20 protein-coding genes are annotated in these 22,090 nt (G+C 57.8%); 12 read left to right on the top strand and 8 right to left on the bottom strand.

Annotation, left to right across the window (positions count from 1 at the left end; all coding sequences use genetic code 11):
• Positions 1-59 precede the first annotated feature (59 nt).
• The 3 genes from ACSVHP_RS01760 to ACSVHP_RS01750 all read right to left on the bottom strand — a co-directional run bounded on the left by ACSVHP_RS01760 (position 60) and on the right by ACSVHP_RS01750 (position 3,334).
• Entirely contained in the window at positions 60-1,748 is a 1,689-nt protein-coding gene (locus ACSVHP_RS01760) for a methyl-accepting chemotaxis protein (protein ID WP_447550769.1), read from the bottom strand.
• 159 nt (positions 1,749-1,907) lie between these two features.
• A complete protein-coding gene (locus ACSVHP_RS01755; protein ID WP_447550768.1) occupies positions 1,908-3,026 on the bottom strand; it encodes an S-(hydroxymethyl)glutathione dehydrogenase/class III alcohol dehydrogenase in 1,119 nt (372 codons plus the stop codon).
• Between the two features lie 32 nt (positions 3,027-3,058).
• Positions 3,059-3,334 (bottom strand): metal/formaldehyde-sensitive transcriptional repressor, encoded by a 276-nt coding sequence (locus tag ACSVHP_RS01750; RefSeq protein ID WP_234672564.1) that lies wholly within the window; start codon positions 3,332-3,334, stop codon positions 3,059-3,061.
• 151 nt (positions 3,335-3,485) lie between these two features.
• Between ACSVHP_RS01750 and ACSVHP_RS01745 the strand changes: the two genes are divergently transcribed.
• Positions 3,486-3,758 carry a CsbD family protein gene (locus ACSVHP_RS01745; RefSeq protein ID WP_234672565.1) on the top strand — a complete coding sequence of 91 codons (273 nt, stop codon included), beginning with the start codon at positions 3,486-3,488 and terminating at the stop codon, positions 3,756-3,758.
• 65 nt (positions 3,759-3,823) lie between these two features.
• Here ACSVHP_RS01745 and ACSVHP_RS01740 read toward each other — a convergent pair whose 3' ends face one another.
• A complete protein-coding gene (locus ACSVHP_RS01740; protein WP_234672567.1) occupies positions 3,824-4,021 on the bottom strand; it encodes a hypothetical protein in 198 nt (65 codons plus the stop codon).
• 174 nt (positions 4,022-4,195) lie between these two features.
• Here ACSVHP_RS01740 and ycgZ point away from each other — a divergent pair, with 174 nt between their 5' ends.
• The 5 genes from ycgZ to ACSVHP_RS01715 all read left to right on the top strand — a co-directional run bounded on the left by ycgZ (position 4,196) and on the right by ACSVHP_RS01715 (position 7,052).
• Positions 4,196-4,435: a regulatory protein YcgZ gene (ycgZ, locus tag ACSVHP_RS01735; protein ID WP_447550767.1), complete on the top strand. Its 240-nt coding sequence runs from the start codon at positions 4,196-4,198 to the stop codon at positions 4,433-4,435.
• A gap of 62 nt (positions 4,436-4,497) precedes the next feature.
• Positions 4,498-4,797, top strand: coding sequence for a hypothetical protein (locus ACSVHP_RS01730; RefSeq protein ID WP_234672570.1), 300 nt, complete (start codon positions 4,498-4,500; stop codon positions 4,795-4,797).
• 23 nt (positions 4,798-4,820) lie between these two features.
• On the top strand, positions 4,821-5,099 hold the full coding sequence (locus ACSVHP_RS01725; RefSeq protein WP_417314853.1) for a biofilm development regulator YmgB/AriR family protein: 279 nt from the start codon (positions 4,821-4,823) through the stop codon (positions 5,097-5,099).
• A gap of 125 nt (positions 5,100-5,224) precedes the next feature.
• On the top strand, positions 5,225-5,968 hold the full coding sequence (locus tag ACSVHP_RS01720; protein WP_447550766.1) for a DeoR/GlpR family DNA-binding transcription regulator: 744 nt from the start codon (positions 5,225-5,227) through the stop codon (positions 5,966-5,968).
• A 16-nt stretch (positions 5,969-5,984) separates the two neighbouring features.
• On the top strand, positions 5,985-7,052 hold the full coding sequence (locus tag ACSVHP_RS01715; protein ID WP_447550765.1) for an oxidoreductase: 1,068 nt from the start codon (positions 5,985-5,987) through the stop codon (positions 7,050-7,052).
• A gap of 68 nt (positions 7,053-7,120) precedes the next feature.
• On the opposite strand, the gene cybB is transcribed toward ACSVHP_RS01715, so the two are convergent.
• Positions 7,121-7,651: a cytochrome b561 gene (gene cybB, locus ACSVHP_RS01710; protein ID WP_447550764.1), complete on the bottom strand. Its 531-nt coding sequence runs from the start codon at positions 7,649-7,651 to the stop codon at positions 7,121-7,123.
• A 188-nt stretch (positions 7,652-7,839) separates the two neighbouring features.
• On the opposite strand from cybB, the gene gap reads away from it, so the two are divergent.
• Positions 7,840-8,841, top strand: coding sequence for a type I glyceraldehyde-3-phosphate dehydrogenase (gene gap / locus ACSVHP_RS01705; RefSeq protein WP_447550763.1), 1,002 nt, complete (start codon positions 7,840-7,842; stop codon positions 8,839-8,841).
• Positions 8,842-8,877: 36 nt separating this feature from the next.
• On the opposite strand, the gene aldA is transcribed toward gap, so the two are convergent.
• The gene (gene aldA, locus ACSVHP_RS01700) at positions 8,878-10,317 is read right to left on the bottom strand and encodes an aldehyde dehydrogenase (protein WP_447550762.1); all 1,440 of its coding nucleotides are present in this window, start codon (positions 10,315-10,317) and stop codon (positions 8,878-8,880) included.
• Between the two features lie 198 nt (positions 10,318-10,515).
• On the bottom strand, positions 10,516-11,319 hold the full coding sequence (locus ACSVHP_RS01695) for a YdcF family protein (RefSeq protein WP_447550761.1): 804 nt from the start codon (positions 11,317-11,319) through the stop codon (positions 10,516-10,518).
• Between the two features lie 390 nt (positions 11,320-11,709).
• Between ACSVHP_RS01695 and ACSVHP_RS01690 the strand changes: the two genes are divergently transcribed.
• The 5 genes from ACSVHP_RS01690 to ACSVHP_RS01670 all read left to right on the top strand — a co-directional run bounded on the left by ACSVHP_RS01690 (position 11,710) and on the right by ACSVHP_RS01670 (position 18,092).
• A complete protein-coding gene (locus ACSVHP_RS01690) occupies positions 11,710-13,029 on the top strand; it encodes an MFS transporter (RefSeq protein WP_447550760.1) in 1,320 nt (439 codons plus the stop codon).
• A gap of 158 nt (positions 13,030-13,187) precedes the next feature.
• Complete coding sequence (locus ACSVHP_RS01685; protein ID WP_447550759.1) at positions 13,188-14,840, top strand: MFS transporter; 1,653 nt, start codon at positions 13,188-13,190, stop codon at positions 14,838-14,840.
• A gap of 33 nt (positions 14,841-14,873) precedes the next feature.
• Positions 14,874-15,956: an HlyD family secretion protein gene (locus ACSVHP_RS01680; protein ID WP_234672584.1), complete on the top strand. Its 1,083-nt coding sequence runs from the start codon at positions 14,874-14,876 to the stop codon at positions 15,954-15,956.
• The gene (locus ACSVHP_RS01675) at positions 15,953-17,332 is read left to right on the top strand and encodes an efflux transporter outer membrane subunit (RefSeq protein ID WP_447550758.1); all 1,380 of its coding nucleotides are present in this window, start codon (positions 15,953-15,955) and stop codon (positions 17,330-17,332) included. Before ACSVHP_RS01680 ends, ACSVHP_RS01675 begins: the two co-directional genes overlap by 4 nt.
• 100 nt (positions 17,333-17,432) lie before the next feature.
• Positions 17,433-18,092 (top strand): O-methyltransferase, encoded by a 660-nt coding sequence (locus tag ACSVHP_RS01670; RefSeq protein WP_447550757.1) that lies wholly within the window; start codon positions 17,433-17,435, stop codon positions 18,090-18,092.
• Positions 18,093-18,161: 69 nt separating this feature from the next.
• Here the strand turns inward: ACSVHP_RS01670 and hrpA are convergent, their stop codons facing one another.
• Positions 18,162-22,064 (bottom strand): ATP-dependent RNA helicase HrpA, encoded by a 3,903-nt coding sequence (gene hrpA / locus ACSVHP_RS01665; RefSeq protein ID WP_447550756.1) that lies wholly within the window; start codon positions 22,062-22,064, stop codon positions 18,162-18,164.
• Positions 22,065-22,090: the final 26 nt, after the last annotated feature.

The following is a 22,090-nucleotide window of genomic DNA, read 5'->3' as shown; positions in this document are numbered from 1 at the left end:
GCCTACACGCCTCATCTGTAGGTCGGGTAAGCGAAGCGCCACCCGACACAACCCGCCACTCAGAACGTTTCCCAGTTATCCCCGGACACCGCTACCGCCGGACGTAACGGCGCGCTCGCCGCAGGTGCTGACGCCACCGGACGGCCTGTCGTCGTCCCGTTCAGGCGAAACGCCCCTACCGCCTCGGTCAGACGCGCGCCCTGCTCTTCAAGGGATGCCGCCGCCGCTGAGGCTTCTTCCACCAGCGAGGCGTTCTGCTGGGTCACTTTGTCCATCTCCGAAATCGCCTGGCTCACCTGCACAATGCCACGGCTCTGCTCGTCAGACGCCGCCGCGATCTCCAGCATGATATCGGTGACGCGCTTCACCGCCTCGACAATCTCATTCATGGTGTTGCCCGCCGCAACCACCTCGCCAGAGCCCTGGTCAATCAGCGTCACCGATTCGTTAATCAGGCTTTCGATCTCTTTCGCGGCGTTCGCGCTTCGGCTTGCCAGCGTGCGCACTTCGCTTGCCACGACCGCAAAACCGCGCCCCTGCTCGCCCGCACGGGCGGCTTCAACGGCGGCGTTCAGCGCCAGAATGTTGGTCTGGAACGCGATGCTGTTAATGACGGCGGTAATTTCCGAAATTTTCTTCGAGCTTGTCGAGATATTGCCCATGGTTTTCACCACGCCGGAGACCATCTGGCCGCCGCGGCTGGCCTTGCCGGAGGCATCTTCCGCCAGCTTGCTGGCGTGATGGGCGTTGTCGGCGTTCTGCTTCACGGTTGCCGTCAGCTGCTCCATGCTGGCCGCCGTCTGCTCAATGGCCGCCGCCTGCTGTTCGGTACGGGATGACAGGTCGGTATTGCCCGCCGAGATCTCGCTGGTGCCGCGATAGATCTCTTCCGCCCCCTGGCGCACGGTGCCGACCGTCGTCACCAGCGAGTGCTGCATGGTTTGCAGATCGCGCGTCAGACGGCCAATTTCGCTGCGCCCGGTCGCGTCGTCCGCCATCGTCAGGTCGCCCTTCGCGATCTTCTCGATGCGGGTCGCCGCGCGTTGCAGCGGATGGATCACCGTGCGGCGCAGCACCACGAAGGTAATCACGGTCAGTACCAGCGCCAGCGCAAAGGCGCCGATCATAAACATCAGGCCAAGCTGGGTACGGGTGTGGGCCTGGGCAGTCAGGGCGTTCGCGCGATCGGTGCGGATTTTGATCGCCTTGAGCAGCACAGCGTTATAGGCATCATCCAGCGGGCGCGCTGACTCGTTTTCATGGTTAATAATGGCTTCGAACATGCCGTTTTTGGCATATTTCAGCATCGGCTGAAGCCCGGCGATGTAGGCGTCATAGCGGGCCTTCAGATCGGCGTCCAGCGCTTCGTCCGCAGGAGTGCGCACCGAGCGGCTCATGTAGGAGGCGAATCCGTCCTGAGACTGTTTGATGCGCGTTTCGGCTTCGGCGATGTTCTGCTTCATCGCGTCCATTTCGGCGATACGGCTCGCGGCACCGGCGTGGATCATGTTGATTCGGGCGGTACGCAGATGGTTGGAGCTATTGGATAGCCCGGTACGCACCTGAATTTCAGCAGTGACGTCCTGCTGGTCGGTATCGGCCTTCAGCAGGAAATACCCTGCCAGACCGGAGCTCAAGGCAAACAGAAGAATAATGCCACCGAGAATGGAGGAAAACAGCGGAACCAGCCTGATGTGATGCAAGAAGCTCAGCTTGCGCTGCGCCTGCATCGAAGTTGTGTTGTCCATGACCGTCGACTCTCTTATAGGTAAGATGCGTAAAAACACGCCTGTAAAATAGTCATCGGCACGGCGGGAAATTAGCTTACGGTTAAAAGCGCCAGCCAGGTCACACTTTAGAGAAGATTATTAAAAAAACGCCAGCGGCAAAAACCGCTGGCAGAATAATTAGTTGTCGCCGAAATGTATGACGGTACGAATGGATTTACCTTCGTGCATCAGATCGAAGGCTTCATTGATCCGATCCAGCGGCAGACGGTGGGTGATGAACGGGTCGAGCTGGATTTTTCCGGCCATCGCGTCTTCAACCATACCCGGCAGCTGGGTGCGCCCTTTTACGCCACCGAACGCCGAACCGCGCCACACGCGCCCGGTCACCAGCTGGAACGGACGGGTTTTGATCTCCTGACCCGCCCCCGCCACGCCGATGATCACGCTTTCGCCCCAGCCTTTATGGCAGCACTCAAGCGCGGAACGCATCACGTTAACGTTGCCGATACATTCGAAGCTGAAGTCCACGCCGCCGTCGGTCAGCTCAACGATCACGTCCTGAACCGGCTTGTCGTAGTCTTTCGGGTTAACGAAATCGGTCGCACCCATTTCACCCGCCAGCTTGAATTTTTCCGGGTTGGTATCCACCGCAATGATACGTCCGGCTTTCGCCTGTACCGCGCCCTGGATAACAGCCAGACCAATTCCGCCCAGACCGAACACCGCCACGGTGTCGCCTTCTTTTACTTTCGCGGTGTTGTGAACCGCGCCGATACCGGTGGTCACGCCGCAGCCCAGCAGACAAACTTTATCCAGCGGCGCCTGCTCGTTGACCTTCGCCAGCGAGATCTCCGCGCAAACGGTGTATTCGCTGAAGGTGCTGGTGCCCATATAGTGATAAATCGGCTCGCCGTTATAAGAGAAACGGGTGGTGCCGTCCGGCATCAGCCCTTTACCCTGGGTGGCGCGTACCGCCTGGCAGAGGTTGGTTTTACCGGATTTACAGAACTTGCACTCGCCGCACTCGGCGGTGTACAGCGGGATAACGTGATCGCCCGGCTTCAGGCTGGTGACGCCCTCGCCCACTTCCACCACGATCCCGCCGCCTTCATGGCCCAGTACCGCCGGGAACACGCCTTCCGGATCGTCACCGGACAGGGTAAAGGCATCCGTATGGCACACGCCGGTGTGGGTGATTTTAACCAGCACTTCGCCTTTTTTTGGCGGCGCGACGTCGATTTCAACGATCTTCAGCGGCTGGCCAGGGCCAAATGCAACAGCAGCACGAGATTTCATAATGACTTCCCTTTTTGTGAGGTCTTGTGGAGTTATTTTAGATAAGAGCGCAGCAAATGGCCGACTTCCGCCATGCGAACTGCCCGCTGATCCGGGGTTGTCTCCCCCGTGACCAGCTCATCTTTGAGGTGAATTTCGACCATTTCGCCCATCAGGCCATTCGCCGCACCGCGAACGGCGGCGATTTGTTGCAGGATGGCAAGACAGGGATCGCCCGCCTCAAGCGCGCGCTCAAGGGCATCGACCTGCCCCCGGATACGCCGGACGCGGGTCAGGATTCGTTTTTTATCAGCGGGTGAATGCGGCATGTTGGCTCCGGGATTGATACTATAGGGGGGTATGGTATAGAAACAGTAGCGCTCCGTAAACCCCAGATCTCCCTCCATAAAGATATATCTTAAAAAGCATTACCCCCTCGCTAGAGTGACTATCATTAAAGTATCAACAAAGGAGGTAGTAATGTCTGACTTCAACACTGATAAAAATGCAGAATACGCAGGTGATAAAGCCAAGAATAAACTGGATGAACTGGCTGGCTCAGCGCAGCAGCAGTTTGGTGATATCGTTGATTCACCAAAACATCAGGTTAAAGGCGCAGCGAAGAAATATGCTGCCCAGGCCAGCGATGTGGTTTCTGACGTCACAGATACGGTTCGTAATAATCCGCTGACGGGCGTGATCGCAGCGGGTGCAGTGGGTATCGTGCTGGGGCTGTTGCTCGGCCGCAAATAATCGTTACCTATAAAATTAAGGTCCTTCGGGGCCTTATTTTTTTGTGCCGCAGAGAATATATTCTTCTATCCCGCCTGGCTCGAACTTAATCTACCGGACAATACCACCGCTTCGTCCGACGTACATATCTCTATATCCTCCCCCATTAAATGCCAGACGCCGCGTGACGTCCCGCCGCTTTCAACATCGGTAATCAGCATGTCTGTATAACGAGCCTGCTGCACAATTCCGCGGAATTTAATCCAGTAGTAACCGTCTTGCATGGCATACCCTCCTTTTTGGCATGGTTAAAGTATTGCAGAGATCTGAAAAAGGGGTAGCGGAGCGGCAGAATGTTTTTTTATAAAACTTGTACACTTTCTCTGTACAGATTTGTACAGATGGTATAGATTCATTCTCAACGATGTTACTAAAAAGTTTTTAAATGGTGGGATTAGATGAAACGTAACCGTGCCCCCTCTTCAACGGATAGTGCTATTGCATTGATTTACAATAAAAATAGCATTCCAACTCAGCAAGAAACGCTGGGGTTAATCGTTGGTGAAATCCTGAAAGAAAACGTACAGCTCAGCAGAATGACAATTTGTACAAAACTGTTGCGCCGTATTGAAGAGGCCTCCGGCGAGGAAGAAATCGCCCACTACAACGGCCTTATCGCCCTCTTTTTTGAGCGATGAAGTGAATTTTGATTTTTAACTTACTGACTGCGCCTTTTCAGGTAGCGGGGTGAGAAAACGTTATGCATAGAACTTTATTTGAACGACTTAAAGATGACTTATTAGGCGAGGCCGTATTGTCCATTCTAAAAGAGGAAGGCCCGATCACGTTTGTCGCTCTGGCCGATCGGTTACTGAGTATGGCGGAAGTCGAAACAAATGACGAGCGTAAGGATGCGTTGATCGCCGCTGAAAAAGAGGTTCGTCAGAAAGTGACGCGCGTTTCGCCAGACAGAGGCACCATTATTGGTGATTACGACGTCGGCAGAATTCGCTCTCTGTTCAAAAAAGACAGTCTTTCTACCCCGAACAAAAAACATTAATTTCCACAGCAACGGTGACTACGATGAGTAAAGCAATGAGGCAGCAGACTTATAATTTCGACGCACTGCACGACAAATTACTGGCGGACCATTTCATTAATGCAGGCGCACACCTGAATGATGAAGTTGAAGTGTTGGGTTCAGCTATTCGCTGTATTTTGCTGACCGGCGATAACCTCTCTAATAAAGAGATTATCCTGCAACTTATTCACGCTCTGGAAATTACCCAGGAGCCTGAAGCGTGCGACGTTATTCGCAATACGCTGGAAATTGTTGTGGGCTTCACCCGCGACGACGTCTGAGATCTCCTGCCTGCACTGACTCCCCCTCATCCACTCTCGTTTCTCGCTGTCGCGAGAGGGATGCCTTTACCTGCAAAATGCTGTAATATGCGAATTATTGCAACATTTTGCAGGATTAACGCCTCATGCATAAAACTGCCAGACAGAAATACCTGCTTGATATTCTTACCGAAAAAGGCCAGGCCAGCATCAACGAGCTTGCTGAAAAGTTGCAGGTTTCTGCGGACACCGTTCGTCGTGATTTAACCGATCTTGAAAATCAGGGCCTGGCGCAGAAGAATCACGGTGGCGCTATCGCTCTCGATCTCTCCGCTATGAATCGCCAGAGCAGAAGCGCACTTCTGCCAAAAACCAAACAGCAGCTGGGTAAAAAAGTCGCGGAAAACGTTCCTGCGGGATCAACCCTGTTTCTGGATGCGGGCAGCACGGTGATGGCGGTAGCCACCTTACTTCAGGGACCGCTGACGATCATCACCACGTCGCTGGATATCGCTCAGCACTTTAGCGACCGGGCCGAGATCGACCTGATCCTGCTCGGCGGAAAATGGGATCAAAAGCAGCGCCTGTTTGCCGGCAGCGCCACCCTTTCCCTGCTGTCGCGCTATCGCGCGGATATCGCCATTCTTGGTGCCTGCGCCATTCATCCGCAGCTGGGCTTAAGCGCCAGTAAAGAGGCCGATGCCGAAGTCAAACGGGCCATGCTGGCGGCAAGCCATGAGCACTGGATCGTGGCCGACCATCTTAAGCTCAACCACTGCGAGCCTTACCTGGTTGCCGGGTTATCCGACATTCATCAACTGTATTTAGATCGTCCCTGGGCCGAGCTTGGGGATAACGGCGCGCTGCAAGTCATCATTGCGGACGCTTAATAACGTGGAGAGGGTCATGAAAAACGATAAGACAATCAATGTAGCGCTGATCGGCTATGGGTTTGTGGGTAAGACCTTTCACGCCCCGCTGATCCAGTCCGTCGAGGGACTGAAGCTGGCGGTCGTTTCTTCCAGTGATGAAGAGAAGGTGAAACGCGATCTCCCGGACGTGGCCGTGGTCGCCACGCCGGAGGAGGCCATTCAGCATCCGGATATTGACCTGGTGGTGATCGCCTCCCCTAACGCCACCCACGCCCCGCTGGCGACCCTTGCCCTGAACTCGGGCAAGAACGTTGTCGTCGATAAGCCCTTTACCCTGGACATGCAGGAAGCGCGCGAGCTGATTGCGCTGGCCGAAGATAAACAGCTGCTGCTTTCGGTATTCCATAACCGCCGCTGGGACAGCGATTTCCTCGGCATTAAACAGGTTATCGAACAGGGCCAGATTGGCAACGTGAAGCATTTTGAGTCGCACATTGACCGCTTCCGCCCGGAAGTGCGCGTGCGCTGGAGAGAGCAAAACGTGCCGGGCAGCGGTTTGTGGTTCGATCTCGGCCCACACATGATCGACCAGACGCTCCAGCTGTTTGGCCTGCCGCAGTCCGTTCAGGGAAATATCGCCACCCTGCGCGACGGCGCGGAGATCAACGACTGGGCGCATGTGGTATTAAATTATCCGCAGCATAAGGTCGTTTTGCATTGCAGTATGCTGGTTGCCGGGGGCGTGTCGCGCTTTACCGTCCACGGGGATAAGGCCAGCGTGGTGAAAGCCCGTATCGATCAGCAGGAAGCACAGCTGCTGGCAGGCGTTGTCCCGGGAAGCGAAACCTGGGGTGAAGACAGCGACAGCATGGTGCTGTTCAACGCCAGCGGCGAGCCGCAAACCATCACGACGCCGAAAGGCGATCAGCGTCAGTATTACATTAACGTGCGCGATGCGCTGAACGGCAAGATTGAGAATCCGGTTCACCCGGTCGAAGCGCTGGCGGTGATGGCGGTGCTGGAAGCGGCGGTAACGTCATCTGAAACAGGGTCAACTCAGACGCTGGAATTAACGGCTGAAGAGCGGTCTCAGCTGCGTTAAAAAACAGGCCGGGTAGCGATGCGCTTGCCCGGCCTGCAATTCAGTACCCCGAAGGGCAATTACGTCCGCTACGTCCGTTTTTTCGGCATCATGCGCAGCAGGGTGTTGTCTTTCCAGTAGTAGTGATGCATCAGCGCCGCCAGGGCGTGCAGGCCAATCACGAAATAGCCCAGATTCGCCAGGGTGACGTGCCACTCTTTTAGCATATCAACCAGGTCGAAATTCGACTCCGCCGCGTGTGGCATCACCATGCCAAAGGCAAACCAGTCGTTTCCACGGTTGTACATCATCACAATGCCGATCAGCGGCAGCGCAATAAACAGCAGATAAACGATTAAATGCCCCAGGTGAGACATCCCGGTGATCATCGCCTTCGGCTTAGGCTGGATCGGCGGTGCCGGGTATTTCAGACGCACCAGCAGGCGCGCCACCATCAGCACCAGAATAGAGATCCCGCAGGACACGTGGATCATGTTGATGAGCGGACGGTCAGCGCGCGGGAAAAAGCCCCTGAACTCCATGGCGCAGTACGCCACGATGACCAGCAGAAACACCAGCCAGTGAATGCCAATTTGCAGGCCCGTATATTTAGTTCGCATATGATTTCCCGAGAAAAAACGTTTATCGCGTCAACATAACCAGCTTTCCTTAAAAATTCATTAACTTTTCTGTATGGATTTTCAAATGCTTCCCGACGCATGACGTACTTCAATTGCCTCTCTCTATCTGATGGTCTAAGCCTGGATGAGTTAACTCTGTCGCACCGACAGCCAACCAGGAGATAACCATGAGTAAAATTGGTATTAACGGATTTGGACGCATTGGACGCCTTGTACTGCGCCGTCTTCTTGAAACCCAGGACAGCAATACCGTGGTCGCCATCAACGACCTCACCTCTCCCAAAGTGCTGGCCTATTTGCTCAAGCACGACTCTAACTACGGCGGTTTCCCGTGGAGCGTGGATTTCACCGAGGATTCGCTGATTGTCGACGGCAAATCGATTTCGGTGTACGCCGAAAAAGAGGCCAAACATATCCCGTGGAAAGCGGCAGGCGTGGATATCGTCGTGGAATGCACCGGTTTTTATACCTCTGAAGAGAAATCTAAGGCCCACCTGGAGGCGGGAGCCAAAAAAGTGCTGATTTCTGCCCCTGCGGGTGAGATGAAAACCATTGTGTTCAACGTTAACGACGACACCATCGAGGCCAGCGATACCATTATTTCCGTGGCCTCCTGCACCACCAACTGCCTGGCTCCGCTGGCAAAAGCGCTACACGACGCCTTTGGCATCAAAGTCGGCACCATGACCACCATCCACGCCTACACCGGCACCCAGGCGCTGGTCGACGGGCCGCGCGGTAAAGATCTACGCGCCTCTCGCGCGGCGGCGGAAAATATCATTCCGCACACCACCGGGGCGGCAAAGGCCATTGGGCTGGTGATCCCGGCGCTGAGCGGCAAGCTCAAAGGCCACGCCCAGCGCGTGCCGGTCAAAACCGGATCGGTAACTGAACTGGTGTCGATTCTGGATAAAAAGGTGACCGTCGAAGAGATCCACCAGGCGCTGAAGCAGGCCACGGCGAATAACGAATCATTCGGCTATACCGAAGAGGAAATTGTCTCGTCTGACGTGATCGGCTCGCACTTCGGCTCGGTGTTTGATGCCACCCAGACGGAAGTGACCGACGCGGGCGATGTGCAGCTGGTGAAGACCGTTGCCTGGTACGACAACGAATATGGCTTTGTGACGCAGCTGGTGCGCACGCTGGATAAATACGCGGCGCTGTAAAAAAATGCCCCCTCGCTGGCCGGAGGGGGCGTTCGCCTATGACTGCAAATAGACCACCTGGGTTTGCAGGTATTCATTCAGGCCGTGCTTGCCGTCCGCTCCGCCAATCCCCGATTTGCGCCAGCCCGCGTGGAAGCCCTGCATCGCTTCAAAGTTCTCGCGGTTGATGTAGGTTTCCCCGAACTTCAGCCCTTTGATTGCCTTCATCGCCACGTTCAGATTTTGCGTGTAAATCGACGAGGTTAAGCCGTAGTCGCTGTCGTTCGCCATCTTAATGGCCTCTTCCAGCGTATCAAACACCACCACCGGCAGCACCGGGCCGAAGGTCTCTTCGTGCATGATGGCCATATCCTGACGCACGTCCAGCAGCAGGGTCGGCGGATAGTAATACCCTTTTCCGTCGACCGCTTTACCGCCGAGCACTACCTTCGCCCCTTCCTGCACCGCGCGCGCCACCTTCTGCTCCACGCGCTCCAGCGCGGCGGCGTTGATCAGCGGCCCCATGGCGATATCGCTGCGCTCCGCCGGGTTACCGAACTGCACCGCCTTCATCGCCTCGCCCAGACGGTTAACGAAGCGGTCGTAGATGCCTTTTTGCACATACACGCGCTCGGCGCAGTTGCAGACCTGCCCGGTGTTGATGACGCGGGAGTCGACAATCGCCTTCACCGCCAGCTCAAGATCCGCGTCGTCCATCACAATCGCAGGCGCTTTGCCGCCGAGCTCAAGCCCCACTTTGGTGATGTTCTTCGCGGCGGCGGCCATGATTTTTTCCCCGGCGCCGACGCTGCCGGTCATGCTGACCATCGCCACTTTCGGGTTGCCCGCCAGCTCCTGTCCGACGGTTTCACCGCGTCCGAGCACCAGGTTAAACACCCCTTTCGGCAGACCGATCTCATCGACGATTTTCGCAAACGCGATGGCGTTGTTGGGGGTAAATTCGCTCGGTTTGATCACGATGGTGTTCCCGGTCAGCAGCGCGGGAGCAAGCTTGCGGGCAATCAGGAAGAACGGGAAGTTCCACGGCAGGATCCCTGTGGTGACGCCAAGCGCACGCTTAAAGACCAGAATGTTCTCGCCCGGACGGTCGCTCTGAATGATTTCGCCCTCGTAGCGGCGCGCCCACTCGGCCATGTAGTCGATGTAATCGGCGGTGAAGGCCACTTCAACCTCCGCGAGCTGATGGATTTTGCCGCCCTCGGCGACGATCAGCGCGCTGATTTCGCTGGCGCGTTCGCGGATCCCGGCAGAAATTTTGCGTAACCACCCCGCTCGTTCGATAGCCGGCAGCGCTTCCCAGGCTTCCTGCGCACGATCAGCGGCGTCGATAGCCTTGCGCGCATCTTCAGCACGACCGTCGGGAATACGGGAAATGACCTCTTCGGTCGCCGGGTTGACCACATCAATCCAGGCATCACCCTGCCAGGTAACAAACTGACCATCGATATACATAGGATGTTGTACGGGTACTGTCATGACCTGCTCCTGTAGTTACACTGTTTTTAACAAGTAAATTTATTGTTAAAAACTACAGTCACACGTCCGCTTGCCTACTCTATCGCGCTGTTTTTGTGAGATATCTCAAAAAAGAATCGGGTCAGCTACGGGAAATTATTACATTCCAGCAACACAAATTGCCCGTTTGCGTGAACAGCGGCGCAAACGGGCAGCGGGCTAAATAAGAGAGCGGCTGGTCAGGGCATCGGTGAGAATGGCGTCCCGGCGTAAGATCTCCCACGCCGTCAGCACGTCGCCGGGGAACGCGACGTGCTCAATAAAATCGCGCCCGGCGGGGCCGTAGCCGTTGACGTCATCGTACAGGCGCGGCAGTTCACCCAGCACCAGCGACAGATAGCGATCGACAGGCCACAGCCCGTCACCGCCGCCGCTGAACGCCAGGCCCTTATCGCTGTTTTCCAGCAGAGGGAGCACGCCGGGATGGGCAATCCAGAGAGGCGACACGGGCTCATCCCGGCACACCCGCGCAAAGGTTGCCATCGTGCGGCGCTGCATGGTCGGGTCCTGCACCACCAGCACCTTTTCAGCCTGTAGGCTATGGCGTTTCATCATGTCCCAGCTAAAGCGGGCATTTTCCCCGCAGTTGGTGGACTGATCGTCAATCAGGATCTGCGCCTGCGGGATCTGCCAGAACTGCTGTGCCACGTCCGCCAGAATGCTGGCTTCCGCCCGCCCGGCGGTGGCGAGTCTGTGATAACGAGGATGATGCGCGATGGCGGCATAGAGGAAGGCGGTGGAGTGACCGATACCGCCGCTTATCAACAGCGGGACTTGATGGTCGGCTGCAAAGCGGCAGGCGGCGTCGATGGTTGGGATCACCGCATTTCCGGCCAGCACCACTCTGTCGATACGCTGCGCCGGTGCGTTCGTCCCGATATCATCCTGGGCCAGCCATTGACCGACGGTATTGACGGCCGCCAGGGTGACGTCCGGCAAATTAGGAAAATTAGCCTGGGTCATGATGTTCTCCTTCGCTCAACTCTTTTCAGGGTAGTTCGTTTTCCCTGACGAACCAGAGGAGACCTCCGAAAGCCAGGAGACAAAATTAAGCGCCATTTGTCATTTTTCTGAAATAACCAGAAACATCCAAAAATCGCCGGGTTGCACCTGCATTTTATGCTTTTAATCGTGAGCCGTACAAAACATCCTGCCAGCCATGCCGTCTACAAAAGCACCCATTGCTGCTTATTTCAGCGTGATCTGACCAGTCACGCCCGCACCCCGCTTGCCAAATACAACATCCAACCCTAAGTTGCTTAACAATTTCACAACCTTTTACTTTCCTGAGGTTGCACCTGAAGCGCGCCAGGTGACACCTCTTTCATCCTCTACGTGGCGGGGTTAGATGTCATGGCACAACAAGAAAGCACAACGACGGTATTACGCAAAAATAAGAAGGTGTTGATCGCAAGCCTGACCGGCAGCGCAATTGAATGGTTTGACTATTTTCTCTACGGCACGGCCGCCGCGCTGGTGTTTAACAAGATTTTCTTTCCAATGGTCGACCCGGTTATCGGGCTGATCCTCTCCTATCTTTCGTTCTCGCTAACCTTTTTTATCCGTCCTATCGGCGGCGTGCTTTTCGCCCACATCGGGGATCGTATCGGGCGCAAAAAAACGCTGGTGCTTACGCTTTCGCTAATGGGCGGTGCAACCGTCATGATTGGCCTGCTCCCGACCTACGACATGATTGGCATGTGGGCACCCGCCTTGCTGATCCTGATGCGCGTAATTCAGGGAATGGGCATCGGCGGCGAATGGGGCGGCGCGCTGCTGCTGGCCTATGAATATGCGCCGGAAAAGCGTAAAGGCTTCTTCGGCAGTATTCCGCAGGCCGGGGTCACCATCGGGATGCTGATGGCGACCTTTATCGTGTCGCTGATGACGCTGTTCAGCGAAGAGGATTTCCTCTCCTGGGGCTGGCGTATTCCGTTCCTGTTAAGCTCGGTTCTGGTGCTGCTCGGCCTGTGGATCCGCAAAGATATCGACGAAACGCCCGAGTTTAAAAAGGTGAAAACCGCCGGCCAGGTGGCAAAAGCGCCGCTGCGCGATACCCTGAAGCACCACTGGCGCGAAGTGCTGATCGCCGCCGGGCTGAAGGTGGTCGAAACCGCACCTTTTTACATCTTCTCGACCTTTGTCGTGAGTTACGCCACCACTACCCTGACCTACCAGAAATCCCAGGCGCTGGAGGCGGTCACGCTAGGCGCGCTGGTGGCCACTGTGATGATCCCGCTGATGGGCCTGCTGTCCGATAAAATCGGTCGCCAGCGGATGTACGCCGTAAGCGTGTTCATCCTCGGCCTGTTTATCGTGCCGTGGTTTATGCTGCTCAATACCGGCACCACCTGGGGGATTGTCCTTGCCACGGTGATCGCCTTTGGCGTGCTGTGGGCGCCGGTCACCGCCGTGCTGGGCACGCTCTGTTCGGAAATTTTCAGCGCTAACGTGCGCTACACGGGCATCACGCTCGGTTACCAGCTTGGCGCAGCGCTGGCGGGCGGTACGGCGCCGCTTATCGCCACCGGACTGCTGGCAAAATACGACGGCGACTGGGTGCCGGTGGCCTGGTATCTGGCCGTCACCATCGCTATCTCGCTGATTGCTATCTTCTGCGCCAGCCGGGTGAAACGCGCGCCCGCGATTCAGGCTCAGCCCAACGAGCTGTGATCCTCACGCGACCCGTTCCCGGGTCGCGCTTTTGCCTTATTCTCTCTCAATACATATGATTATCATGCGATAATCACATTCGCTTGAATTATCATTTGCGTCAGACATAGAATCATTAGCCCACTAACTATTCCATTTTTACAAAGGTAAACGACGTTATGCGCCTGCCTCAACGCGATCCTTATGCTCCTCGCGAGTGGCAGCCACACGAGAAACCGGCCCTGCTGGGCTCGCCCTCAACGCCTGTCCACAGCACGCCAAAGCGCGTCGCCTATGGCGTGGTCGGGTTACTGGTCTGCCTGACCGGGGCATTGGGCAATGCGCTCGTCGCCGCCAACCTGCAAAATTTACAGGGTACCTTTGCCGCCTGGTCCACCGAAATCGCCTGGCTGCCTGCCGTATACGTGATGACCAACGTGTCCATCAACCTGCTGCTGGTGAAATTTCGTCAGCAGTACGGGCTGCGCGCCTTTACCGAAGGGTTTCTGGTGCTGTATGTGCTGGTGACCTTCTTCCACCTGTTTGTGAACGATCTCAGCTCCGCCCTGATGGTGCGCGCCGCCCACGGCATGGTGGCGGCGGCGCTGAGCTCGCTGGGCATTTACTATCAAATCCAGGCCTGGCCCGCGAAGCACCGCCTGAAGGCGCTGACCATCGGCATCACCGGTTCGTCGCTGGCGATCCCCATCGCCCGCCTCTTCTCTTCTGAACTGCTTCAGCTCGACGAGTGGCGCGGGCTGTACTTTTTTGAGCTGGGTCTGGCGCTGGTGTCGCTGGCCTGCGTAATAGCGCTGAAGCTCCCGCCCGGCGACCGACGCAAAGTTTTTGAGAAGAAAGATTTCGTCACCTTTATTCTGCTCGCGCCGGGGATGGCCCTGCTGTGCGGAGTGCTGTCGTTAGGCCGCCTCGACTGGTGGTTTGAAGCGCCGTGGATCGGCTGGTCGCTGGCGCTCTCGCTGGTTTTGATTGTCACCGCGATTGTCTTTGAGCATAACCGCGCCAATCCCCTGCTCAATACCCGCTGGCTGTCGAGCGGCAGTATCGTGCGCCTGGGGCTGATTATGCTGCTGATCCGCATCGTGCTGGCGGAGCAAAACACCGGGGTGATTGGCTGGCTGCAATACGTCGGCCTGCAAAACGAGCAGATGACCCACCTGGCCTGGTCGATACTGGCCGGGATTGTCTGCGGGATCGTCGCCAGCTGTCTGACCATCAAGCCGACAAAACTGGCCTGGCCGATTGTCACCTCGCTGGTGCTGATGATTATCGCCTCGCTGCTCGACAGCCAGTCCAGCAACCTGACCCGCCCGGATCAGCTGATGGTCAGCCAGTTCCTGCTCGGCTTCGGCAGCGCGTTCTTCCTCGCGCCCGCGATGCTGGCGGGCATTGGCGGCGTGATTGCCGACCCGCGCAACCTGGTCAGCTTCTCGGTGCTGTTCGGCATGAGCCAGAACCTCGGCGGCCTGCTGGGTTCCGCTATTCTGGGCACCTTCCAGACCTGGCGCGAGAAATACCACTCCAGCCTGCTGGCGGAGCAGCTCACCACGCTTAATCCGCTGGTGAACGAGCGCATTCAGATCTATACCCAACTGTATAAAAGCCTGATAGGCGACAGCTCGCTGCTCGGCACCCAGGCTATTCTGCAACTGCAATCTGTGACCAGCGTGGAAGCCAATATTCTGGCCTATAACGACACCTATTTACTGACCGCCAGCATCGCGACCGCCACGCTGGTGTGGATTTTGTGGCGCTTGCTGCGCCTGCGCATTACGGCCCGGATGGCGCTCAAAAAAGCCACTGGCAACCAATAAGGGATATCGACAGATGATGGTTTGGGAGACGTTATGAGTCAGCAGGATGCCGCCAAAGAGCAGGCCAACACCCGCAAGAATGTGCGCATTGTTTCCGTGTTCACCGCCGCGGCAATCGGGATTGTCGGGGTGCTGGTGATCCTCTACGCGTGGCAGCTGCCGCCGTTTACCCGCGACGCGCAGTTCACCGATAACGCCTACGTGCGCGGCCAGACCACCTTTATCAGCCCGCAGGTGAACGGCTATATCACCGAGGTCAAGGTGCAGGATTTTGTGCAGGTCAAAAAAGGCGATCTGCTGCTGCAAATTGACGACCGCATCTATCGCCAGCGCGTCCATCAGGCCGAGGCGCAGCTGGCGATGAAGATTGCCGCGCTGAACAACAACCAGCAGCAGCGTAAAAGCGCCGAAGCGGTGATTGCGCGTAACGAGGCGGCGCTGAAAAACGCCCGCGCCCAGAGCCTGAAAACCCAGGCCGACCTAAAGCGCGTGAAGGATCTGACCGCCGACGGCTCGCTCTCCATTCGCGAGCGCGACGCCGCCCTCGCCAGCGCCGCGCAGGGCAGCGCGGACATTGACCAGGCGAAAGCCACGCTTGAGATGTCGCGTCAGGATCTGCAAACGGTGATTGTTAACCGCGAGTCGCTCAAGGCGGACGTTGAAAACGCCAAAGCCGCGCTGGAGCTGGCGCAGATAGACCTGCAAAACACCCGCATTGTCGCCCCGCGCGACGGGCAGCTTGGGCAAATCGCCGTGCGTCTTGGGGCTTACGTCACCGCCGGAACGCATCTCACCACTCTGGTGCCGCCGCAGCACTGGGTGATTGCCAATATCAAAGAGACCCAGCTGGCGAACCTGCGCGTCGGGCAGCCAGTGAAGTTCACCGTCGATGCGCTAAACAACAGAGCCTATCAGGGGCGCGTGGAGAGCATTTCGCCGGCTACGGGCGTGGAGTTCAGCGCCATCACGCCGGATAACGCCACGGGTAACTTCGTCAAAATCGCCCAGCGTATTCCGGTGCGCATCGAGGTGCTCGGCAAGCCTGAAGAGGCCGCGCTGTTGCGCCCCGGCATGTCGGTGCAGGTCACTATCGACACCCAGGAGGCGAAACCATGAGGCTTCGCCCGCTAACCGCCGCGCTGCTGGTGACGCTGCTGGCAGGATGCCAGTCGGTTGACGTCGCGCCCGCCCGTTCAACGTTGCAGATCCCGGCGCAGTGGCGCGCGGCCTCTGGCCCTGCCAGCCCGGCGGAGCAGCTGTGGTGGCGCAATTTTCATGACAACGACCTGAACCGCTACGTGGATCTGGCGCTTAAAAACAACAGCGACGTGCTGATTGCCCGCGAGCGGATCAATGAATATCAGGCGCGGGTATACGCCAGCGACGGCAGCCTTTTTCCGTCGCTGGATGCAGGGTTATCGGGTACGCGCGCCCGTTCGCAATCTGCCGCCACCGGGCTTCCGGTTTACGGCTCGCTGTATAAAGGCAGCCTGACGGCAAGCTATGACGTGGATATCTGGGGCGTGAATCGCAGCACCTCCCGCGCGGCCGAGGCTTCTCTTGATGCGCAGAAAGCGGCCGCCGCCGCAGCGGATCTTACCGTGGCCTCGTCGGTGGCGTCGGGTTACGTCACCCTGCTGTCGCTGGATGAACAGCTTCGCGTCACGCAGTCCACGCTGATATCCCGCGAAGAGGCGTTTAACCTGGCAAAGCGGCAGTTTGAGACCGGCTATAGCTCGCGGCTCGAACTGATGCAGTCGGATTCCGAACTGCGCGCCACGCGGGCGCAGGTCCCGCAGCTACAGCATCAGATCGCCCAGCAGGAAAACGCCCTCAGCCAGCTGGTGGGCAGCAATCCCGGCGAGGTGGCGCGTAACGCCAGCTTTGATAACCTCACGCCGCTGCGCATCCCTTCGCAGCTGCCCTCTTCGCTGCTGAACCGCCGCCCGGATATCGTGCAGGCGGAACGCCAGCTGATTGCCGCAGATGCCACCCTTGCGGCATCGCGCGCCAGCCTGCTACCGTCGATCAACCTGACCGCCACCGGATCGGTACAGGATCCGGCCCTGCACGGCCTGCTGGATAACCCGCTTCAGCTTTGGAGCGTGGGCGGCAGCATTCTCGCCCCGCTGCTGAACCGTCAGGCGCTGAATGCGCAGGTGGATATTTCCCAGTCCCAGCGCAATCAGGCGCTCTACAGCTATGAAAAAACTGTGCGTAATGCCTTTGGCGAGGTCAACGACAGCCTGGACGCCATTACGCGCTATCAGGAACAGCTCACGGAGCTGCTGGCGCAGCAGGAGGTGGCGCAGGAGACCCTGCGGATCGCGCAAAACCGCTATAACAACGGTTACTCTTCTTATCTTGACGTGCTGGACGCGCAGCGAACCCTCTTCTCGGTGCAAACCAGCGTGGTGCAGGTGAAAAACAACCTGCTGCTGGCGCAGATCGACCTTTACAAGGCGCTGGGCGGAGGTTGGGTCAGTGCCTGAAAACCTGCCCGGTGGCGCTGCGCTTACCGGGCCTACATTTCTCCCCGTAGGCCGGGTAAGGCGCAGCCTCCACCCGGCGATTCTCTTCAGGAGTCAATCTATGCAACAACAGTGGTCTGCCGTAGATAATTACATGATTTCTTCACTTATTCCCCAGGATGATGTCCTGCAAAAGGTGCTCGACAACAACCAGCGCGCCGGGCTGCCTGCCCACGACGTGGCCGCCAACCAGGGGCAGCTGCTGGCGCTGTTTGTGCGCATGACCCAGGCGCAACGCGTTCTTGAAATCGGCACGCTCGGGGCGTACAGCTCTATCTGGATGGCGCGGGCATTACCGGCCGATGGACAGCTCATCACCCTCGAAGCCGATCCGGTTCATGCCGACGTGGCGCGGCAGAACATTGCGCTGGCGGGGCTTAGCGATCGCATTGAGCTGATTGAAGGCCCGGCGCTGCGCTCCCTCGAAGGGTTTGGTGAGGTGCCACCTTTCGATCTGATCTTTATTGATGCCGATAAACCCAATAACCCCGGCTATCTGGAGTGGGCGTTGCACTATTCACGTCCCGGGACGCTGATTATTGGCGATAACGTGGTGCGCGACGGTGAAGTGATTAACGGCCAAAGCGACGACGCGCGCGTTCAGGGCGTGCGCCGGTTTATTGAGATGATTGGCGATAACCCGCGCCTGACGGCAACGGCGCTGCAAACGGTCGGGATCAAAGGGTGGGATGGGTTTACGCTGGCGGTGGTTAACGGGTAAAAACAGTGCGGTCTGATGCCCTCACCCTGGCCCTCTCCCACGGGGAGAGGGATAAAAACTGGCATGGCGTTAACCCGAAATCTGCTCCATCGCCTGCAAAATGCGTTTGTCCGAAATCGGGTACGGCGTACCAAGCTGCTGCGCGAAGAAGCTCACCCGCAGCTCCTCGATCATCCAGCGGATCGCCTGGACGTCTTCATCGTCGCGACGGGCAGGCGGCAGTTTGTTAAGCCACTGCTGCCACGCCTGCTGCACGCTTTCGACTTTCAGCATTTGCGCACGATCCCGGTGCGGATCGACCGCCAGCTTCTCCAGACGCTTTTCAATCGCGTGCAGATAACGCAGCGTATCGCCCAGACGCTTAAAGCCGTTGCCGGTAACGAAACCGCGATACACCAGCCCCGCCATCTGCGCCTTCACGTCCGACAGCCCCAGCGCCATGGTCATATCCACACGCCCTTTCAGACGTTTGTTGATATTGAACACCGCCGTCAGGATCTGTTCGACCTGTTTGGCAATCTCGACCACCGTATCGTTCAGCTCGGCGCGGACCTTCTCGTGCAGCTTAGCAAAGCCCTCTTCGGTCCAGACCGGGCCACCCGCTTCGTCGATGAGCTTGTCCACGCCGCAGGAGATGCAGTCGTCGATCAGATCCAGCACTTTGCCGTACGGGTTAAAGTACAGCCCCAGCTTGGCCTTGTTCGGCAGCTTTTCGTGCAGATATTTGATCGGCGACGGGATATTCAGCAACAGCAGGCGACGCAGGCCGCGCCACATCTGCTGCTGCTGTTCCAGCGGATTATCAAATAGCCTGATGGCCACGCTGTCGCGCTCGTCCACTAGCGCGGGCCAGGCTTTCACCTTATAGTTCCCGCGTTTCTGCTCGTAACTTTCCGGAAGCTGACCAAAGCTCCAGATATGCAGCCCGCTCTGTTCGATTCCATCGTCCGCCACGGCGGAGAGGGTTTCCTGCACTTTCCCTTTGAGCGCGTCCTTCAGCGCCGTCAGGGAACGGCCTTCCTGAAGCTTTTTGTTTTTATCGTCCACCACGCGGAAGCTGATTTTCAGGTGATCGGGCACCTGATCCCAGTTCCAGTCTTCCCGGTCGATGGTCGTGCCGGTCATACGGCGGAACTCGCGTTCGAGGGATTCCAGCAGCGGCAGCTCCAGCGGCGTCGCGCGGCCTAAAAAGGCTTCCGCGTAGTTTGGCGCGGGCACAAAGTTACGGCGCACCGGCTTCGGCAGCGACTTAATCAGGGCAATCACCAGCTCGCGGCGCAGGCCCGGAATTTGCCACTCGAAGCCGCTCTCTTCCACCTGATTGAGCAGCGGCAGTGGGATATGCACCGTTACGCCGTCGGCGTCGGTTCCCGGCTCAAACTGATAGGTCAGGCGCAGCTTCAGGTTGCCCTGATGCCAGAAGTTCGGGTAGTCGAGCTTGCTGACCTGCTCCGCGCCCTCTTTGATCAACATGCTCTTTTCAAAATTGAGCAGATCCGGCGATTCTTTACTGACCTTTTTCCACCAGCTGTCGAAGTGGCGGGCGGAAATCACCTCATGGCTGATGCGCTGATCGTAAAACTCAAACAGCGTATCGTCGTCCACCAGAATGTCGCGGCGGCGCGTTTTGTGCTCAAGCTCTTCCACTTCGGCGCGAAGCTTGAGGTTTTCTCGGAAGAAGGCGTGACGCGTCTGCCAGTCGCCCTCCACCAGCGCGTGACGAATAAACAGCTCGCGGGAGAGCGCCGGATCGATCTGGCTGTAGTTGACCTTACGCGCCGCAACCACCGGCAGGCCGTAGACGGTTACTTTCTCCGTCGCCATCACCGCGCCCTGTGCGCGCTCCCAGTGCGGTTCACTGTACGAGCGTTTCAGCAGGTGCTGCGCCAGCGGCTCGACCCATTCCGGATCGATACGCGCGGCAATGCGTCCCCACAGGCGGCTGGTTTCCACCAGCTCTGCCACCATCGTCCACTTCGGCGGCTTTTTGAATAAGCCAGAACCCGGGAAGATGGAGAAACGGGCGTTGCGCGCGCCGGTAAACTCCTGTTTATCGGCGTCTTTCATCCCGATATGGGACAGTAGACCGGTCAGCAGCGCGATGTGGATCTCACGGTACTCCGCCGGCTCGCTGTTTACCGGAATGCCCAGCTCCTTCACCACCTGACGCAGCTGGGTGTAGATGTCCTGCCACTCGCGCACGCGCAGATAGTTGAGGAAATCGACGCGGCACTGGCGGCGGAACTGGTTCGACGACAGCGCTTTTTGCTGCTCACCGAGGTAGTTCCACAGGTTCACGAAGGCGAGGAAATCGGACTCTTTGTCGTGGAAGCGGCGGTGTTTTTCGTCGGAGGCCTGCTGCTTGTCCATCGGACGCTCGCGCGGATCCTGAATCGACAGCGCAGAGGTGATGATCATCGCCTCGCGCACGCAGCCGTATTTCTGTGCTTCCAGCACCATACGCGCCAGACGCGGATCCACCGGAAGCTGGCTGAGCTGGCGCCCCATCGGCGTCAGTTTGTAGGCCGTGGCCTGCTCGTCGGTGGTGATGGCGCCAAGCTCTTCCAGCAGGCGCACGCCGTCCTGAATATTACGCTTGTCCGGCGCTTCCACAAACGGGAAGGCGGCGATATCGCCCAGCCCCAGCGCGGTCATCTGCAAGATAACGGACGCGAGGTTGGTACGCAGAATTTCCGGGTCGGTAAATTCCGGGCGCGACAGGAAGTCGTCTTCGGAATAAAGACGAATACAGATCCCTTCCGACACGCGGCCGCAGCGCCCTTTACGCTGGTTGGCCGAGGCTTGCGACACCGGCTCGATCGGCAGGCGCTGCACCTTGGTGCGATAGCTGTAGCGGCTGATACGCGCCGTGCCCGGGTCAATCACATATTTAATGCCCGGTACGGTGAGCGACGTTTCCGCCACGTTGGTCGCCAGCACGATGCGACGTCCGCTGTGCGCCTGGAAGACGCGGTTCTGTTCGCTGTTCGACAGGCGCGCGTAAAGCGGCAGGATCTCGGTGTGGCGCAGGTCGCGTTTGCTCAGCGCATCGGCGGTGTCGCGGATTTCGCGCTCGCCGCTCATGAAGATCAGGATATCCCCTGCGCTTTCGTTACCCAGCTCGTCCACGGCGTCGAAAATAGCCTGGAGCTGGTCGCGCTCGGTGTCGTCCGCCTCTTCAACGATCGGGCGATAGCGCACTTCCACCGGGAAGGTGCGCCCGGAAACTTCGATAATCGGCGCGTTATTGAAATGCTTTGAAAAACGCTCCGGATCGATGGTCGCGGAGGTGATGATAATTTTCAGATCCGGACGGCGCGGCAGCAGCTCTTTCAGATAGCCGAGCAGGAAGTCGATGTTCAGGCTGCGCTCGTGCGCCTCATCGATGATGATGGTGTCGTACTGCATCAGCAGGCGATCGGTCTGGATTTCCGCCAGCAGAATACCGTCGGTCATCAGCTTGACCATGGTATTGTCGCTGACGTGGTCGCTAAAGCGCACCTTATAGCCGATGCAGCCGCCCGGCTCCGTTTGCAGCTCTTCGGCAATACGGTTCGCCACGGTACGCGCCGCCAGTCGACGCGGCTGGGTGTGGCCGATCAGCCCTTTCACCCCACGCCCCAGCTCCATACAGATTTTCGGCAGCTGGGTGGTTTTACCCGAACCGGTTTCCCCGGCCACGATCACCACCTGGTTATCGCGAATGGCGTTGAGGATGTCCTGCTTTTTCTGGCTGACGGGCAGATTTTCCGGGTACGTAATCGCCGGACGCGCCGCCTCGCGCAGCACAACTTTCCCTGCCGCCTGTTCAATCTCTTTCGCCATCTCCTGGAAAATGGCCTGTTGTGCATCAGGATTTTTAACCTTCTTCACCCCGTGCAGACGACGCGCAAAGCGCTGTTTGTCGCGCAGCATCAGCATATCCAGCTGATTCATGAGCATGGGGAAGGATAACTTTTGTTGTTCTGTCATAGCGTTAACGGGCAGTGCACTGCCGG

It is taken from the genome of Enterobacter sp. 186315 (assembly GCF_053290175.1).
Note: the sequence above shows the minus strand (reverse complement) of the source record. Positions and strands in the feature narration are given on the sequence as shown.

Excerpts from the sequence above, each read along its gene's own strand:
- ACSVHP_RS01760 (WP_447550769.1), bottom strand. The coding sequence starts at position 1,748 with ATGGACAACACAACTTCGATGCAGGCGCAGCGCAAGCTGAGCTTCTTG.
- ACSVHP_RS01755 (WP_447550768.1), bottom strand. The coding sequence starts at position 3,026 with ATGAAATCTCGTGCTGCTGTTGCATTTGGCCCTGGCCAGCCGCTGAAG.
- ACSVHP_RS01750 (WP_234672564.1), bottom strand. The coding sequence starts at position 3,334 with ATGCCGCATTCACCCGCTGATAAAAAACGAATCCTGACCCGCGTCCGG.
- ACSVHP_RS01745 (WP_234672565.1), top strand. The coding sequence starts at position 3,486 with ATGTCTGACTTCAACACTGATAAAAATGCAGAATACGCAGGTGATAAA.
- ACSVHP_RS01740 (WP_234672567.1), bottom strand. The coding sequence starts at position 4,021 with ATGCAAGACGGTTACTACTGGATTAAATTCCGCGGAATTGTGCAGCAG.
- ycgZ (WP_447550767.1), top strand. The coding sequence starts at position 4,196 with ATGAAACGTAACCGTGCCCCCTCTTCAACGGATAGTGCTATTGCATTG.
- ACSVHP_RS01730 (WP_234672570.1), top strand. The coding sequence starts at position 4,498 with ATGCATAGAACTTTATTTGAACGACTTAAAGATGACTTATTAGGCGAG.
- ACSVHP_RS01725 (WP_417314853.1), top strand. The coding sequence starts at position 4,821 with ATGAGTAAAGCAATGAGGCAGCAGACTTATAATTTCGACGCACTGCAC.
- ACSVHP_RS01720 (WP_447550766.1), top strand. The coding sequence starts at position 5,225 with ATGCATAAAACTGCCAGACAGAAATACCTGCTTGATATTCTTACCGAA.
- ACSVHP_RS01715 (WP_447550765.1), top strand. The coding sequence starts at position 5,985 with ATGAAAAACGATAAGACAATCAATGTAGCGCTGATCGGCTATGGGTTT.
- cybB (WP_447550764.1), bottom strand. The coding sequence starts at position 7,651 with ATGCGAACTAAATATACGGGCCTGCAAATTGGCATTCACTGGCTGGTG.
- gap (WP_447550763.1), top strand. The coding sequence starts at position 7,840 with ATGAGTAAAATTGGTATTAACGGATTTGGACGCATTGGACGCCTTGTA.
- aldA (WP_447550762.1), bottom strand. The coding sequence starts at position 10,317 with ATGACAGTACCCGTACAACATCCTATGTATATCGATGGTCAGTTTGTT.
- ACSVHP_RS01695 (WP_447550761.1), bottom strand. The coding sequence starts at position 11,319 with ATGACCCAGGCTAATTTTCCTAATTTGCCGGACGTCACCCTGGCGGCC.
- ACSVHP_RS01690 (WP_447550760.1), top strand. The coding sequence starts at position 11,710 with ATGGCACAACAAGAAAGCACAACGACGGTATTACGCAAAAATAAGAAG.
- ACSVHP_RS01685 (WP_447550759.1), top strand. The coding sequence starts at position 13,188 with ATGCGCCTGCCTCAACGCGATCCTTATGCTCCTCGCGAGTGGCAGCCA.
- ACSVHP_RS01680 (WP_234672584.1), top strand. The coding sequence starts at position 14,874 with ATGAGTCAGCAGGATGCCGCCAAAGAGCAGGCCAACACCCGCAAGAAT.
- ACSVHP_RS01675 (WP_447550758.1), top strand. The coding sequence starts at position 15,953 with ATGAGGCTTCGCCCGCTAACCGCCGCGCTGCTGGTGACGCTGCTGGCA.
- ACSVHP_RS01670 (WP_447550757.1), top strand. The coding sequence starts at position 17,433 with ATGCAACAACAGTGGTCTGCCGTAGATAATTACATGATTTCTTCACTT.
- hrpA (WP_447550756.1), bottom strand. The coding sequence starts at position 22,064 with ATGACAGAACAACAAAAGTTATCCTTCCCCATGCTCATGAATCAGCTG.